A 15,290-nucleotide genomic window follows, 5' to 3' on the forward strand; every position below is an offset into this window, starting at 1 on the left:
TAGCTTTGATCTATGTCAGAGGGAAGCGGTCAACCGGCCCGCAGGCGCGACTGATGGTCATGGGCCTGCCAGTTGGCGCGGGCCAGCCATTGCTCGGCGGGTTGGCGGGTGGCAAGATCGTCGCTGATCTCGACCTCGTCAAAGCCCACGCGGCGGGCCATGGCATATTGGTCCGCCAGCACATGCCCGCGCGCGCGCAGCCGCCCCTTGAACCCCATCATCCGCAAACGGCGCGCCAGCGTAAAGCCGCGCCCATCAGCAAAGCTGGGGAAATCAATCCGGATCAGGCGCAGGTCGGCCAGATAGGGCACCAAAGCGGTCGGATCATCGGTATTGGCAAGATCCAGCGCGCCTTCGTGAAAGGGCAGTTGCGCCAGCGAGGTGAAAGCGGGGATCGGGGTTTCGGTGTGAAAGCCTGTATCGGTGACGATAACGCTCATGCGGCGTCCTCCTGTGTTTTGCGCACCATTTTGCCATTGATGAAATGGATGCCGCATTCGGTTTTTTCCGTGCCGCGCCAACGCCCTGCGCGCGGGTCTTCGCCGGGTTGAACCGGGCTTGTGCACGGCGCGCAGCCAATGCTGGGATAGCCCTGCGCCACAAGCGGATGGCGCGGCAGGCGATTGTTGACGATGTAATCTTCCAGATCGTCGCGGGTCCAATGCGCCAGCGGATTGATTTTCAGCCGTGCGTCGCCATCGGCCTCAAAGAATTCCACCTCGGCGCGGGTGCCGGATTGATAGCGTTTGCGCCCGGTGATCCAGGCATCAAAGCCCGCAAGCGCGGTTTCCAGCACCTCGGTCTTGCGCAGGGCGCAGCAGGCGTCAGTGTTCGATTTATGCAAATCGCCTTGCGGATCACGCGCGGAAACCGCCGCCTGACTGGCGGTCAATGTTCGAATATCCGTCAGATACAGCTTTTCGGCCAGCACCTGCTGATAGGCCAGAGTTTCGGCAAACAGCATTTGCGTGTCGATGAACAACACCGGCGTATGCGGCGAGATCACCGACAGCAGATGCAGCAACACCACCGATTCCGCGCCAAAGCTGGACACCAGCGCCACACGCCCCACATCGCGGTCGCGCAGCGCATGTTCCAGCACCGCCGTTGCCCCATGATGGCGGTAGCGGGCGTTCAGCCCGGCCACACGCTCGGCCATCGGGGCGAAACGACCATCAAGCGGCATCGCGTTTGCCCTCATCGGGGTAAAGTGCGGCTTTGAACGGGGCAAGGCCAAGACGGCGATAGGCCTGAAGGAAGGTTTCCGCCGGGCTTTGACGCTGTTCCAGATAGGCCGCGATGATGCGTTCAATCGCAGGCACAATTTCATCATAGGCGAAACCGGGGCCCGCGCGTTCACCGATCACAGCGGTTTCCGACCCATCGCCGCCCAGCGTGATCTGGTAGTTTTCCACGCCTGCGCGGTCCAGCCCCAAAATCCCGATATGGCCGACATGGTGATGCCCGCAGGCATTGATGCAGCCCGAGATCTTGATCTTCAGCGGCCCGATGTCATGCTCCAGCTTCAATGCGTCAAAGCGGGTGGCGATCTGCTGGGCCACCGGGATCGACCGGGCCGTCGCCAGCGCGCAATAATCCATGCCGGGGCAGGCGATGATATCCGAGATCAACCCGACATTCGCCGTCTCCAGCCCCGATCCGCGCAGGGCGGCGTGCAGGGCAGGCAGGTCCGACAGATGCACATGCGGCAGGATGACGTTCTGCTCATGGCTGATGCGGATTTCGGAATGGCCAAAGCGTTCGGCCAGATCGGCAATCAGGCGCATCTGGGCCGAGGTGGCATCGCCCGGTGTCGCGCCATGCGCCTTCAGGCTGATGGTAACGATGCGGTAGTCGGGGTGCTTATGCGCGGCCAGATTGGTATCGGCCCAAGACCGGAACAGCGGGTCGGCCTTGTAAAACGCCGCATAGGCGCTGGTATCGGCCTGGCGCAATTCGGGCGTGCTGAAGGCGGCGGTGATCTGATCCAGAAGCGCCTGATCATTGCCACCAAACAGCGGGCGCAATTCGTCAAACCGTTCTTCGATCAGGCGGGAAAGTTCTTCTTTTCCCGTCTCATGCAGGGTGATCTTGATCCGCGCCTTATACTTGTTATCGCGGCGGCCCAGCATGTTGTAGACCGACAGAACCGCCTCCACATAGGGCAGCAAATCCGCCTTGGGCAAAAAGTCACGCACCGTGGTGCCGACCAGCGGCGTGCGGCCAAGGCCGCCGCCAACGATCACTTCGAACCCCGGCTCGCCCGCGTCATTGCGCACCATGCGCAGCCCGATGTCATGCGCGCGGGTGACAGCGCGGTCGGTCGACGACCCGGTGATCGCGATTTTGAACTTGCGCGGCAGGAACTGGAATTCCGGGTGGTCGGTGGACCATTGGCGCAAAAGCTCGGCAATCGGGCGGGGGTCTTCGATTTCATCGGCGGCGGCCCCGGCGAAATGATCGGCGGTCACATTGCGGATGGTGTTGCCAGAGGTCTGGATCGCATGCATGCCCACATCGGCCAGATCCGACAGGATCGCCGGAATATCCACCAGCTTTGGCCAGTTGAACTGAATGTTCTGGCGCGTGGTGAAATGGCCATAGCCCTTGTCATAGGTATCGGCAATCTGCGCCAGGGTCCGCATCTGTTGCGGGTTGATGCTGCCATAGGGAATGGCCACGCGCAGCATATAGGCGTGGAGTTGCAGATAAACCCCGTTCATCAGGCGCAGCGGGCGAAACTCATCCTCGGTCAGCGAGCCATCAATCCGCCGCGCCACTTGCGCTGCGAATTGGGCGGTGCGGGTGCGGACGAAATCCGCGTCGAAATCGGTGTAATTATACATGTGCGCGCTCCACTTGCTTGCCATGGGCGTAGTTGGACGGGCCGCGGGTGCGGAAAGCCTCGCGGAAATGCACAGGCTCTGGCCCATGGGCACCGCGCTTGGCATCGGCGAGATAGGCACCAACGGCGTTTTTGGTCCGTTGCGCATCCAGCAGGCGCAACTGAGCGTGGGCTTCATCCTCGATCAGTTCGGCGGCGGCATGGTCGCGGGACCATTGATCATCGGCGGTCAGGTAAATCACATCGCCGATCAGCAGATCATTGGCGGTGATAACTTTGGGGGTGAATGCGCGGCTCATGCGTGCGCCTCCTGCAATTGGGGAAGGGAAAGGGCAGCGGCACGCGGTGCCAGCCCGTAAAGAAGAACGGCGGGGCCGGTGGCATGGGCCACGGCTTGCGGCAGATCGGCCAGCGTTGCCGCGATGATCTGTTGATCGGGGCGCGAGATATTGGCCACCACGCTGACAGGCGTGTCAGCCGCCGCACCATGCATCAAAAGGCGACCTTGCAGGAAACGTGCGGATTTCTTGCCCATGTAGATCGCGGCGACTTCGCCGGGCCGGGAGATGCCTTGCCAGTCCTGTTCGGCAAAACCTGCCATATCATGCCCGGTAACAATGCGCAGCGCGCGGTTGCGGCCCCGGCGGGTCAGGGATTGGCCGATTTCGGCGGCGGCCACGGCAGCGCTGGTCAACCCCGGCAGGATGGTAAAGCCAAAGCCTGCGGCCTCCAGCGCCTCCATCTCCTCATCCAGCCGCCCGAAAATCCCGCAATCGCCGCCTTTCAGCCGCACAATCCGGCGCCCGGTTTGCGCATGGGCCACAAGGGCTGCGTTGATATCGGCTTGCGCGGCAGAGGGGCCGAAACCTTCTTTGCCAACATCGACGCGCTGCGCGCTTGCGGGGATCAGGGCCAGCACCTCTGGCCCGACCAGACGGTCATGGATCACCACATCGGCCTGTTGCAGGGCCTGATACGCGCCCAAGGTCAGATGTGCAGCCGCCCCCGGGCCCGCGCCGACGAAGGTGACAGTATAGGATGTGGCTGCGTTTTGCATCGGGGCCTCATTGGTTTCTTGGCCTCAATATAGGATATTTTCCCATGCATCCGCCATATCCCCTTGCAGATAAGGAAGATTGTTCTAATGCTGTCGGCGAATGAATGCGTTGTTCCGGAATGAAGGGGAAAACAGGAATGGCAGCCCGATTGGATGAGATGGACCGAAAAATCCTTGCGGAGTTGCAAGCGGATGCGGCCCAAAGTCTGGATGAGATTGCCCGCAAGACCGGGTCTTCCAAGACCCCGGTGTGGAATCGTATCAAGCGGATGAAAGAGGATGGGGTGATAACCCGGCAAACGGTGTTGCTGGATGCCGAGGCGCTGGGGCTGGAGGCGTGTTTCTTCGTGCTGATCCGCACCTCAGAGCATGAGGCCGACTGGCAGGCCAAATTTCTGCGCGCCTTGCAGGAGCGGCCCGAAGTGCTGGAGGCGCATCGGCTGGCGGGGGATATCGACTATATCCTGAAAGTGCGGGTCAGGAACGCGCGGGCCTATGACATCTTTTATCAGGCGCTGATTTCCGAGGTGCGGATTTTCAACGTAACCGCCTTGTTGTCGATGGAAGAGATCAAATCGACGACCGTCTTGCCCTTGTAGGGCGGCGGCAGGGGGGCTGTTTGCCCCCCTCTTTGCCTTGAGGCAAATTCACCCCCCAAAGGTATTTTTGCCAAGATGAAGAGGCAGGTCAGGCCGCGACCATGAGCTTTTCCAGCCCGTGGAAATGGTAAAGATCGGCGTAGGTCGGCGGCGCTGTCAGGTGCAGATTGGGCTGGCGGTCGAACAGGATGGGCAGCGCGATTTGCAGTTCCAGCCGGGCCAAAGGCGCGCCGATGCAGAAATGCAGGCCCGCGCCGAAGCTGAGATTGGCTTTTGCCGGGCGCTGGGGGGTGAACTGGTTGGGGCTGTCAAAGGCTTGTGGGTCGCGGTTGGCAGCGGCAAGCAGCAGCGCCACCTCGGAGCCTTTGGGCAGCAGATGGCCCATCACCTCGACATCCTCATAGGCGTAGCGGGTGAACATATGCAGCGGGGGATCGAAGCGGATCAGCTCTTCGATCAGCGCATCTTTTGGCGCGCTGTGGATCGGGGTTTGGGTTTCCAGCAGGGTTTTGACGCCATTGCCGATGCTATGCACCGTGGCCTCATGCCCGGCATTCAAGAGCAGGATGCAGGTGGAGATCATCTCATCGGTGGAGAGTTTCTGGCCGTCTTCTTCGGCGGCGATCAGATGGGTGATCAGGTCATCGGCGGGGCGGCTGCGGCGCGCGTCGATATAGCGGCGCATAAAGTCGGTAAAGTCGCGGCTGGCCTCGGCGGCGGCGTCCTCAATCGCGCGGCTGCGGTTTGCGATATACATTTTCACCATCGCATTGGACCAGCGCAGCAGGTCGCTGCCCATGGTTTCGGGCACGCCCAGCAGGCGGGCGATGATGGTCACGGGCAGGCGCTGGCCGAAGTGTTCCAGCAGGTTGAAGGGGCCATCAGGCAGGGTGTCGATCAGGTCATGCGAAAGCTGGGTGATGTCGGGGGTCAGCGCGTTGATGCGGCGTGAGGTGAAGGCGCGCAGCACGAGGCTGCGCAGCCGTGTATGGCGCGGCGGTTCCAGTTCCAGCATGGAATGCGCCTCGATCGCGTAGAAAGGCGCGGTATGCGGGGCGATTTCGGGGCGCTGATCGGCGGGGATTTCACGGCCAAAGCGGCGGTCACGCAGAATCGCATTCACCGCCGCATAGGAGGTGGTGCAGGTTTTGCCATAGTCCTGCCATTGGAAAAACGGGCCTTCCGCGCGGGCGCGGTCATAGAACGCATAGGGGTTTTGCACGAAATCCGGATCGCGGGGCGATTGCGCAAGGGTCAGCATAGCGGATCAGGAAGCCGCGAGTGCTGCGACGATGGGGCCAAAATCGCTGGCCTTCAGGCTGGCCCCGCCCACTAGCGCGCCGTTGACATGCGGCACGGCAAAGATATCGGCGGCGTTTGACGCCTTGACCGAGCCGCCATAGAGCAGGCGCATGGCCTTGGCCACCTCTCCGAAGCGGGTGGTCAGGGTGGTGCGGATGAAGGCATGCACCTCGGCCACCTCGTCCAGCGTGGGGGTGCGCCCGGTGCCAATGGCCCAGACTGGTTCGTAGGCGATGACAAGGCTGTCGGCCGCGCCTGTCATTTGCGCAGGAAGCGAGCCTGCAAGCTGGGTGCCGATCACGTCCAGCGTGCGGCCTGCATCGCGCTGGGCTTCGGTTTCACCGACGCAGACAATCGCGGTCAACCCGGCGGCAAGGGCAGCGGTGGCTTTGGCGCGCACGGCGATATCGGTTTCCCCGTGATCGGCGCGGCGTTCGGAATGGCCAAGGATCACATGGGTTGCGCCCGCGTCTTTCAGCATGTCGGCGGAAATATCGCCCGTATGTGCGCCTGCGGTTTTGGCGTGGCAATCCTGCCCGCCGACCATCAGCGCCGAGCCTGCCGCAATATCGGCCATGCGTGCCAGCAAGGTGGCGGGCGGGCAGAGCAGCATCTCGCATCCCGGTTTGGCCTGTGCCGCGATCAAGGCGCTTACCTCGGCCAGTTCCGCCGATGTGCCATTCATCTTCCAGTTTCCGGCTGCCAGTTTGCGCATCTTTCATCCTCCGATTGCTTTGGCAATTTGGTAGCGGAACCAGATGCCTTTGGAAATGGCCTTCGCAAAAGGCAAACAGTCAGACCAGCCGGATTTCCACCAGCCTCGGCCCCGGCTTGGTGATGGTATCGCGCAGCGCCTCTGGGTCCGGTGCGATGCAGGCATAGGGCAGGCTGCAAGCGGCGGCAAAGGCCTCCAGCCCCAAGGGGGTGGGGGTGCAGCCGATCACTTCGGTATTGGCATCGCGCATGGCGGCGGCAATTTCGCCATAGCCTGCGTTGTTCCAGACCAGAAAGGTCACCTCCAGCCGTTCCTCGGCTGCAACGCGCAATTCGGCAGGGGAAAACTGCAAACCGCCATCCCCGATCAGGCAAAAGACACGGGCGCGCGGGGCGGCGAGGGCGGCCCCGATGGCGGCACCGGGGGCAAAGCCCAAAGCGCCGTATCCGGTGGCCGCATTGAACCAGCCGCCCGCGCGGTCATGGTCATAAAGCAGGTTTCCGGCATAGACGGGTTGCGTGCTGTCCCCCACCACAATCGCGCCCGGCACCGCATCGCGCAGCGCGGCAAGAAAGGCGATCTGGTCGGGCATATCCTGCGACAGCCCTGCAATTTCCTGCGCGGCCGCCGCCATCGTCGCCGCCGCACGGTCGGCCCCATCGCCGCTGCGGGGGGCAAGGCGGGCCAGCAAACCGTCACAAGCTGCCGCTGCATCGGCGCGAATGGCCAGCGTGCAGGGGTGGCGGGCCAATTGCTGCGCGCAGATATCCACGCGGATCATGCCCGGGCAGTGCGGCACGCCGCCGCGCAGATACATATCGTAATCGGTGGGGCCAAATTCGGTGCCAATCGCCAGCACCTGATCCGATGCGGCAATCAGCGCGCGCACGGCATCAAGGCTGGGCGAGGCGGCCACCCCCAGCGGATGCCCCGCCATCAGCCCGCGCGCGTTGACGGTTTGCACCACCGGGGCATCCAGCGCCTCGGCCAAGGCGCGGATATTGGCCGCGCGCGCGCCACCACCCGCCAAGATCACCGGGCGGGCGGCGCGGGCCAGCATTGCCGCCGCGCGGTCCAGCAGTTCTGTATCCGGCAGGGCAGGCGGAATACGCAGCACGGCGCTGCTTTCCACCGCTTCCATCCCCATCACATCGGTCGGCACCTCGATATGCACGGGTCCGGGCCGCCCGCCAAGCATCGCGGCGAAGGCAAGGTTCAGGCAGCGGTCCAGCACCTCTGGCCCCGTGACCTGAAAGCTGGGGCATAACGCGCGCACCATAGCGGCCTGATCGGGCAATTCATGCAACATCCCCAGCCCTTGGCCCAGGCTGGCGCGGCGGTTGACGCCGGAAATCACCAGCATCGGCACCGAATCCGCCTTTGCCTGCGCCATCGCCGTCAGCGCATTGGTCAGGCCCGGCCCGGTGATGACAAAAGCCACCCCCGGCTTGCCGGACACACGGGCATAGCCATCGGCCATGAAGCCCGCGCCTTGTTCGTGCCGGGGTGTGATGTGGCGGATGCCAGACCCCGACAGCCCGCGATAGAGTTCAATCGTATGCACGCCGGGAATGCCGAACACCACCTTCACCCCCCGCGCGACCAATCCTTCGGTCAAGGCTTGCCCAACGGTTTTCATGCGCGATACCCCTTTGCAAAATCCGCAATCCGGCGGCAGGCTTCCTCGATCACCGCATCCGGCTGGGTCAGGCTCAGGCGCAGCCAAGACCGCAGCGCCACCCCAAAAGACGCGCCGGGCATCACCGCCACGCCTTCGCGTTCTAGCAGGGCCATGGCAAACCGCTCACCATCCGCCGCCACCGCGCCCACATCGACCAGCGCGAACATGCCCGCATCGGGCCTGTGCACGCGCAGCCCTGCCACCCCGTCCAACCGCGCGCGCACCAGATCGGCGCGGCGCGCGAACCGCGTGACCATACCCGCCGCCACGGGCGAGCCATCGGCAATCGCCTGCGCCGTCATATCCGCGATAAAGGGCTGGTTGCCGAACAGCATGGTTTCCGACAGCGGCAACAAACGTTCCATGAACGCCGCAGGCCCCACGCACCAGCCCGACCGGAACCCCGGCGCCGCATGACTTTTAGAGATGGAGGAGGCGACGATCACCCGATCCGCCAGATCCGGCAGGTCCAAGGGCGAGGCAAAGGCCACACCGTCAAACACCAGATCCTCATAAACCTCATCACACAGAATCCACAGATCATGCTGTTTCGCCAGCGCCCCAATGGCGGCGAAATCATCGCGGGTCAGCACGGCCCCGGTGGGGTTATGCGGTGAATTCAGAAAGAGAACGCGGGTTTTGGGGGTGATGCGGTCGGCGATATCCTCGGCCCGGATGCGGAAACCGGCATTGGCCAGCAAAGGCACCGGCACCATCACCGCACCCGTGGCCGCGATCAGCCCTTCATAGGTGGCATACATCGGGTCGCCCACCAACACCTCATCGCCGGGGTTCAAAAGCCCCATCAGCACCGCATAAAGCGTTGTCTGTGTGCCGGGGAAACACATGATCTGATCGGGTGAAATCACGCGCCCGCGTCGGGTGCTGTAGCGCGCGGCAAGGGCGCGCAGCAGCCCCGGCTCTCCCTGACCGTTGGAATAGCCGGTGCGGCCTGCCTGCATGGATTGCGCGGCAAGGGCCATCAATTCGGGCGGCGTGGGGACATCCGGCTCTCCGATGGTCAGTTCGATGACCTCGGTGCCTGCCGCCTTCATCGCACGGGCGCGGGTATGCACGGCCCATTTCGCGCCCCCAAGCCCAGCAAGGCGCTCTGTCACGGCGGCATATCTCATGCTGTGTTCCCTTCTTGCGGCAGATGCGCCGCCAAATCCAACCCCAGTATCGCGCCGACCGAGGCCAGCCCGATCCGCTCCAACTCCCCCGGCGCAAAGGCATCGGGCAGGGCAGAGCCTTCCAGCCACAGCCCGTCAATCACCGCATTGCAGGCAATGGCATCGGCGCGCAGGCGGGCGGCATCGGCCTTGCGCGGCAGGTCCGCGATCAGGCCCTGCAACAGGTCGCGGTAATGCAGATAGCTGGCCTCATGCGCCGCGCGCATATCCGCATCGCGCCGCATCTGATGCAGAAACCCCGCCCACAGGCCCATCGCCGCCGGGTCCACCACCGGCGGCCGCAGGCTGGAGGTGACAAACACCGCCAGCCGCGCCTCGGGGCGGGCAGGGGCCTCTGCCACCACCTTCAGGCTGGCCTCGGTCATGGCATCCATCACCGCCGAATAGGCCGCGCGGGTCAGCGCCTCTTTGGTGGCGAAATAATGCCGGATCAATCCCGGCGTCACCCCGGCCCGGTCCGCAATCGCGCGCACGGTGGCCACCGCAGGCCCGCCTTCGGAAATCAGCGCCACCGCCGCCGCGATCAGATCGGCGCGGCGCGTATCCTCATCTTGCCGGCTGAATTTGCGACGATCTCCGGTCATGGTTTCCTTTTCGGGGGCTGCGTAATTATACGCTTGCATAATTACGCTTTGACGGGCTTACTGCAATGAAGAAATGATGATGGGCCGATGACAACACTGGCAACACAAATCGTCTCGACCGCGCAGCCGGAAGCGATCCGTATCGAAGGCTTGCACAAATCCTTTGGCACGCTGGAGGTGCTGAAAGGCGTGAACCTGACCGCGCGTCAAGGCGATGTGGTGGCGATCATCGGCGGCTCTGGCTCTGGCAAATCCACCATGCTGCGCTGCATCAACTTTCTGGAAACGCCGACCTCGGGCCGCATCGTGATCGGCGGCGAGGAGGTGGCGCTGCGCCCCGATGGCACCCCCGCCAACCGCAAACAGATCGAACATCTGCGCCAAAGCCTTGGCATGGTGTTCCAGCAGTTCAACCTGTGGAGCCATAAGACCGTGCTGGAAAACCTGATCGAGGTGCCGGTGCATGTGCTGGGCACCCCGAAAGCCCAAGCGATTGACCGCGCGCGGGCGCTTTTGGCGCGTGTCGGGCTGGCCGAAAAGGCCGATGTCTATCCCGCTTTCATGTCGGGCGGCCAACAGCAACGCGCCGCCATCGCGCGGGCCTTGGCGATTGAGCCGCGCGCGATGCTGTTTGATGAACCCACCTCGGCGTTGGACCCGGAACTGGTGGGCGAGGTGCTGGGCGTGATCCGCGATCTTGCCGCCGAAGGCCGCACCATGATTCTGGTCACGCATGAGATGAAATTCGCCCGCGAAGTCGCCAGCCATGTGATCTACCTGCACAATGGCGTGATCGAGGAAGAAGGCCCGCCCGAAACCCTGTTCGGCAACCCGCAATCCGACCGCCTGAAACAGTTTCTGCAAACCGTGGGCTAAGGCCCGCATAATACCGGGAAAACCCGGAAAAACCGACCAACAACAAAGGGAAGCACCATGAAGAAGTTCTTGCTGACAACACTCGCCACCTTGGCCCTTGGCACTGCCGCAATGGCCGAGCCTGTGAAAGTGGGCATTGCCGCCGAACCCTATCCGCCCTTTGCCGCGCCTGACGCTGCTGGGAATTGGGTGGGCTGGGAAGTCGACCTGATCGGCGCGGTCTGTGCTGCGGCGGAAATGGAATGTGTGATAACCCCGGTGGCATGGGATGGCATCATCCCCTCACTGACCTCGGGGCAGATTGATGCCATCATGGCCTCGATGTCGATCACCGAAGACCGCATGCAAACGATTGATTTTTCGAATAAATACTACAACACACCAACCGTGATCGTCGCGGCCAAAGGGTCGGGCATCGTGCCTACCGCCGAAGGGCTGGCAGGCAAGATCCTTGGGGTGCAGGTGTCGACTGTGCATCAGGATTACGCCCAGACCCATTTTTCGGGCGCGGAAATCAAGCTGTATCAAACCCAGGATGAGGCGAACCAAGACCTTGTCGCTGGCCGGATTGATGCGACCCAAGCCGACAGTATCGCGCTGGATGATTTCCTGAAATCCGATGCCGGGGCCTGCTGTGAAAACGTGGGCGCGGTGGCGGATGACCCGGCAATCCTTGGGCTGGGCGTTGGTGTCGGCCTGCGCAAGGGCGACGAGGCTTTGAAAGCCAAGTTCAACGAAGCCATCGCCAAGATCATTGCCGATGGCACCTATGACAAAGTCTCTGCGCCCTATTTCGCCTCGTCGATCTACGGCGGCTGATCCATGCTGGAAGCGCTGGTCGAGGCGTTTCCAACCCTCAGCCTGCTGGCATGGGAGCCGCCGGGCTGGGGGGCCAACCTTATCCGCGGTCTGGTCAATTCGATCCAGATCGCGCTGGGGGCCTATGCGCTTGGGCTGCTGATCGGCACGGCGGGGGCCTTTGGCAAATTGCATGGCGGCCCGGTGACGCGTGATCTGCTGGCGATTTACACCACCGTTGTGCGCGCCGTGCCGGAACTGGTGCTGATCCTGATCCTCTATTTCGCCGTCACCGACCTTGTGAACCAAGGGCTGGTGGCGATGGGCTATGCGCGGGTGCAAATTTCGGGCGTGGCGGCGGGGATTGCGGTGCTGGGCGTGGTGCAAGGCGCCTATTCGGTGGAGGTGATCCGCGGTGCCATTCTGGCCGTGCCTGCGGGCCAGTTAGAGGCGGCAAAGGCCATGGGCATGCCGCCGATGAAAGCCGCTTTGCGCATCACGCTGCCCCTGATGCTGGCCAATGCCATACCGGGGCTGGCGAACCTGTGGCTGATTGCCACCAAGGATACCGCACTGCTGGCGATTGTGGGCTTTGCCGAACTGACCTTGCAGACGCGGCAGGCGGCATCGTCGACCAAGGCGTTCTTGACCTTCTTTCTGGCGGCGGGGGTGCTTTACCTGTGCATCACGCTGCTGTCGGGCGTGGTGTTCGGCAGGATTGAGAAATGGGCCCGGCGCGGCCAGCGCGGCAGCGGGGCGGGGCAATGAGCGTGCAGGCACAGCCCCGGTTCTGGCAGCGGCATCGCATTGTCATGGCGGCCCTTGCGGCGCTGGGCGTGTTGCTTTGCGCGGTCTATCTGCGCTGGGATTGGTTGCCGAAATACCTGCCGCTGATCGGAGAGGGCATCTGGCGCACGATCTGGCTGTTGGCGGTGACATCGGTGCTGGGGTTCTTGCTGGCGATTCCGCTGGGATTGGCGCAGGCGGCGGGGCCGTGGTATCTGGCAGCGCCTGCGCGGGCCTTTTGCACCATCATTCGCGGCACGCCGCTGCTGTTGCAACTGTGGTTGCTGTATTACGGGTTGGGGTCGTTGTTTCCGCAATTCCCGGCGATCCGGCAGTCAGAGCTGTGGCCCTATCTGCGCCAGGCCTGGCCCTATGCGGTGGTGGCGCTGACGATCAGCTTTGCAGGCTATGAGGGCGAGGTGATGCGCGGCGCTTTCAAAGGCGTGCCGGGCGGGCAGTTGGAAGCCGCCCGCGCCATGGGCATGCCGCGCCTGACGATTCTGCGGCGGATCTGGTTGCCTTTGGCGATCCAGCGGGCCTTGCCGACCTTGGGCGGGGAAAGCGTGTTACAATTGAAGGCGACGCCACTGGTGGCGACGATTACGGTGGTGGATATATACGCGGTGGCCAGCCGGGTGCGGCAGGACACGTTTATCGTCTATGAGCCGCTGCTGTTGCTGGCGCTGGTTTATATGATCATCACCGGGATGATCGTATTGGCGTTTCGTTGGTTTGAAAACCGGGTGCCCAGCCGGGTGGCGTGAGCCTGATTCGCGTGTGATTTAAGATGCCTATCAGACACGCAAAGCACTGAGGGACGGATCCAGCGGAATGCTGCGCATGCGCCCAATCTTTGCGCTGCGCGCGGGCGGGGGCGCTGCCCCCAAGCGGCTTTGGCATGGCCAAAACCGCTTTCCCCCGGGATATTTTTGAATAGGTGAAAGCGGGGATCAGGGCGCTTTCGGCAAGGTTTTGCTGAGAAAGGTCAGCAAACGGGTGTTGACGCAAAAATGGGGCGGGGCGTCCAGCTTTCCGCTTTGCGCGGCGAGATAGGATTGGCATTTCGCGGGATTGGGGCAGGCGCTGCAATTCTGTTCCATCTGCGCGGCGACTTTTGCGGGTATCAGGCCGCGCCCGACCATTTCAGGTAGCGGCAGGCCCAGCTTTTCGGTCAGCTCTGACAGGAGTTTGGTGGTTGTGGGGCAGGGGGCTGTATTGGTCATCCGGCATCTCCGTCTTGGCAGAGGCAGGATTGCAGCTTTGGGTTAAGCCCGTGTTAGCGGTTGCGCGGAAATCTGTGGCAGTGGTTAACGCTTGGCGACATCTTTGTGAATGATCACATCGGCTTGGGGATAGGCCAGCAGTATGGTGCGGCGCAGCCCGGCGCCGATGTCATGCGCCTCTCGCAAGCTCAGATCACCGTCGAGTTCGATATGCAGATGCACAAAGACCTTGCTGCCAGCCATGCGCGTCTTGAGGTCGTGAAAGCCATGGACGCCGGGCCAGTTGCGGGCCAGCGTGGCGATGCCTTCGATGATTTCGGGATCGGCGGTGCGGTCCATCAGCGCGTCCCAGGCGCTGCGGCCGATTTTCAGCGCACCGATGGCCAGCATTCCGGCGGCGGCCAAGGCCATCACGCTGTCAATCTGAATCAGGCCAAAGCGGCTGGACGCCCAGAGCGAAGCAATCGCGCCGAGATTGGGCAGCAGGTCGCCGAGGTAATGCAGGCGGTCGGCTTTGACGACCTTGTTGCCGGTGCGGCGCGCCACGCGGGTTTGCCAGCCGATCAGCGCCAGTGTCAGCAGGATGGACAGCACCATCGCGACGATACCGCTGCCCTCTGCCGTCAGCCGTTCGGGTTGTGCCGTGATCAGGCGGCGGACTGCGGCCCAGGTGATGACGCCTGCCGAAATCAGGATGAACAGGGACTGGCCAAGGGCGGCCAAGTCTTCGGCAGAACTATGGCCAAAGACGTGGTCTTCATCCGGGGGGCGGGCGGCATAGAAAATCGCGGCCATCGCCCCCAGCGACACCATCAGATCCATGGCGCTATCGGCCAATGAGGCCGCAACCGACAGCGCGCCGGTTTCCCCCAAGGCCCAAAGCTTCAGCGCGACCAGAAGGCCCGCCACGATCACCGAGGCCAGCCCTGCCGAGAGGTTCATCTTTGTGGCCGATTGTATGGTCATATCAGCCCCTTTGCTTTGCTGCCGCCCTTGCGCCTATTCAAAGGTTTCGACCGGGTCCACCCCCCAAAGCGCGTTTTTCGGGGCCCAGCCCTTTTCACCTTCTATCGTCACGCGGCACCAATCAACCCGGCATTCCAGCAGCCGCGCGATCACCCCGGCTTCGGCGCGCAGGGTGATGGGTGCATCGGGCAGGGGGGTGCTGCGCAGGTCCAGCAGCGCGTCCGTCACCAGAACCGAGCGGCTGCCCGACAGCAGCGAATAATGCACCCAGCCGCCCAAACCATCGACATCCTCCACCCGGCGCCAGTTTTCATATTCCGCCGTCACCCGCAGCGGCATGCCTGCCCGGCTGAACACCCAGTCGATGCGATGGGTCAGGCCGGGGCCGCGCCGGGCATTGCCCTCATTGGTTTTCAACGTGACATAGCGGGGCAAGGGCAGGTTGGTGACCGCGCCGCGTTCTGGCTCGGCTGCGGTTTGCGCGGCCGCCATGCCTGCCCAGCCCAAACCCATCACCAGCGCCAAACCTGCCGCAAAACCCATACCAAACCGCATTCCACTATCCGCCCGTTTTTCGCGGCCCGCCCGGTTCCGGGACCTTTTGCCGCTTGTTTGCCCAACTATCATCATCCGGGGCTTGTGCCGCGCCCCGCTTCCCTGCACTT

General features: G+C 63.1%; 18 protein-coding genes. 5 read left to right on the plus strand and 13 right to left on the minus strand.

Annotated features, from left to right (window positions below; all coding sequences use genetic code 11):
* Window positions 1–29: 29 nt before the first annotated feature.
* Genes EGN72_RS11900 through cobA form a run of 5 tightly spaced genes read right to left on the minus strand, consistent with a single transcriptional unit; the run spans window position 30 to window position 3,902 of the window.
* Window positions 30–440, minus strand: coding sequence for a DUF934 domain-containing protein (locus EGN72_RS11900; protein WP_127047830.1), 411 nt, complete (start codon window positions 438–440; stop codon window positions 30–32).
* Window positions 437–1,186 (minus strand): phosphoadenylyl-sulfate reductase, encoded by a 750-nt coding sequence (locus EGN72_RS11905; RefSeq protein WP_127047832.1) that lies wholly within the window; start codon window positions 1,184–1,186, stop codon window positions 437–439. The genes EGN72_RS11900 and EGN72_RS11905 overlap by 4 nt, the downstream gene beginning before the upstream one ends.
* The gene (locus EGN72_RS11910) at window positions 1,176–2,846 is read right to left on the minus strand and encodes a nitrite/sulfite reductase (RefSeq protein ID WP_127047834.1); all 1,671 of its coding nucleotides are present in this window, start codon (window positions 2,844–2,846) and stop codon (window positions 1,176–1,178) included. The genes EGN72_RS11905 and EGN72_RS11910 overlap by 11 nt, the downstream gene beginning before the upstream one ends.
* Window positions 2,839–3,144: a DUF2849 domain-containing protein gene (locus EGN72_RS11915; protein WP_127047836.1), complete on the minus strand. Its 306-nt coding sequence runs from the start codon at window positions 3,142–3,144 to the stop codon at window positions 2,839–2,841. The genes EGN72_RS11910 and EGN72_RS11915 overlap by 8 nt, the downstream gene beginning before the upstream one ends.
* Window positions 3,141–3,902, minus strand: a complete 762-nt coding sequence (gene cobA, locus EGN72_RS11920) for a uroporphyrinogen-III C-methyltransferase (RefSeq protein WP_127047838.1) — start codon at window positions 3,900–3,902, stop codon at window positions 3,141–3,143. Before cobA ends, EGN72_RS11915 begins: the two co-directional genes overlap by 4 nt.
* A gap of 137 nt (window positions 3,903–4,039) precedes the next feature.
* On the opposite strand from cobA, the gene EGN72_RS11925 reads away from it, so the two are divergent.
* On the plus strand, window positions 4,040–4,501 hold the full coding sequence (locus tag EGN72_RS11925) for an Lrp/AsnC family transcriptional regulator (RefSeq protein ID WP_127047840.1): 462 nt from the start codon (window positions 4,040–4,042) through the stop codon (window positions 4,499–4,501).
* Window positions 4,502–4,589: 88 nt separating this feature from the next.
* Here EGN72_RS11925 and EGN72_RS11930 read toward each other — a convergent pair whose 3' ends face one another.
* The 5 genes from EGN72_RS11930 to EGN72_RS11950 all read right to left on the minus strand — a co-directional run bounded on the left by EGN72_RS11930 (window position 4,590) and on the right by EGN72_RS11950 (window position 9,976).
* Complete coding sequence (locus EGN72_RS11930; protein ID WP_127047842.1) at window positions 4,590–5,762, minus strand: cytochrome P450; 1,173 nt, start codon at window positions 5,760–5,762, stop codon at window positions 4,590–4,592.
* A 6-nt stretch (window positions 5,763–5,768) separates the two neighbouring features.
* A complete protein-coding gene (tpiA, locus tag EGN72_RS11935; protein ID WP_127047844.1) occupies window positions 5,769–6,518 on the minus strand; it encodes a triose-phosphate isomerase in 750 nt (249 codons plus the stop codon).
* 79 nt (window positions 6,519–6,597) lie between these two features.
* Window positions 6,598–8,157 carry a 5-guanidino-2-oxopentanoate decarboxylase gene (locus EGN72_RS11940; protein WP_127047846.1) on the minus strand — a complete coding sequence of 520 codons (1,560 nt, stop codon included), beginning with the start codon at window positions 8,155–8,157 and terminating at the stop codon, window positions 6,598–6,600.
* The gene (locus EGN72_RS11945) at window positions 8,154–9,332 is read right to left on the minus strand and encodes a pyridoxal phosphate-dependent aminotransferase (RefSeq protein ID WP_127047848.1); all 1,179 of its coding nucleotides are present in this window, start codon (window positions 9,330–9,332) and stop codon (window positions 8,154–8,156) included. The genes EGN72_RS11940 and EGN72_RS11945 overlap by 4 nt, the downstream gene beginning before the upstream one ends.
* Window positions 9,329–9,976: a TetR/AcrR family transcriptional regulator gene (locus EGN72_RS11950; protein WP_127047850.1), complete on the minus strand. Its 648-nt coding sequence runs from the start codon at window positions 9,974–9,976 to the stop codon at window positions 9,329–9,331. Before EGN72_RS11950 ends, EGN72_RS11945 begins: the two co-directional genes overlap by 4 nt.
* 87 nt (window positions 9,977–10,063) lie before the next feature.
* Here EGN72_RS11950 and EGN72_RS11955 point away from each other — a divergent pair, with 87 nt between their 5' ends.
* From EGN72_RS11955 to EGN72_RS11970, 4 genes are read left to right on the plus strand one after another with little or no spacing between them, the layout of a single operon-like run.
* On the plus strand, window positions 10,064–10,852 hold the full coding sequence (locus EGN72_RS11955) for an ABC transporter ATP-binding protein (RefSeq protein WP_127047852.1): 789 nt from the start codon (window positions 10,064–10,066) through the stop codon (window positions 10,850–10,852).
* Between the two features lie 57 nt (window positions 10,853–10,909).
* Complete coding sequence (locus EGN72_RS11960; RefSeq protein WP_127047854.1) at window positions 10,910–11,671, plus strand: transporter substrate-binding domain-containing protein; 762 nt, start codon at window positions 10,910–10,912, stop codon at window positions 11,669–11,671.
* 3 nt (window positions 11,672–11,674) lie between these two features.
* Window positions 11,675–12,418, plus strand: coding sequence for an ABC transporter permease (locus tag EGN72_RS11965; protein WP_127047856.1), 744 nt, complete (start codon window positions 11,675–11,677; stop codon window positions 12,416–12,418).
* Window positions 12,415–13,200 (plus strand): ABC transporter permease, encoded by a 786-nt coding sequence (locus EGN72_RS11970; RefSeq protein WP_233587123.1) that lies wholly within the window; start codon window positions 12,415–12,417, stop codon window positions 13,198–13,200. Before EGN72_RS11965 ends, EGN72_RS11970 begins: the two co-directional genes overlap by 4 nt.
* A 186-nt stretch (window positions 13,201–13,386) precedes the next feature.
* Here the strand turns inward: EGN72_RS11970 and EGN72_RS11975 are convergent, their stop codons facing one another.
* The 3 genes from EGN72_RS11975 to EGN72_RS11985 all read right to left on the minus strand — a co-directional run bounded on the left by EGN72_RS11975 (window position 13,387) and on the right by EGN72_RS11985 (window position 15,168).
* Window positions 13,387–13,659 carry a DUF6455 family protein gene (locus EGN72_RS11975; RefSeq protein ID WP_127047860.1) on the minus strand — a complete coding sequence of 91 codons (273 nt, stop codon included), beginning with the start codon at window positions 13,657–13,659 and terminating at the stop codon, window positions 13,387–13,389.
* Window positions 13,660–13,743: 84 nt separating this feature from the next.
* Window positions 13,744–14,625: a cation diffusion facilitator family transporter gene (locus tag EGN72_RS11980; RefSeq protein ID WP_127047862.1), complete on the minus strand. Its 882-nt coding sequence runs from the start codon at window positions 14,623–14,625 to the stop codon at window positions 13,744–13,746.
* 33 nt (window positions 14,626–14,658) lie between these two features.
* Entirely contained in the window at window positions 14,659–15,168 is a 510-nt protein-coding gene (locus tag EGN72_RS11985; RefSeq protein ID WP_127047988.1) for an SH3 domain-containing protein, read from the minus strand.
* Between the last annotated feature and the right edge of the window lie 122 nt (window positions 15,169–15,290).

It is taken from the genome of Pseudorhodobacter sp. E13 (genome assembly GCF_003991405.1).
Classification (GTDB): Bacteria; Pseudomonadota; Alphaproteobacteria; order Rhodobacterales; family Rhodobacteraceae; genus Pseudorhodobacter.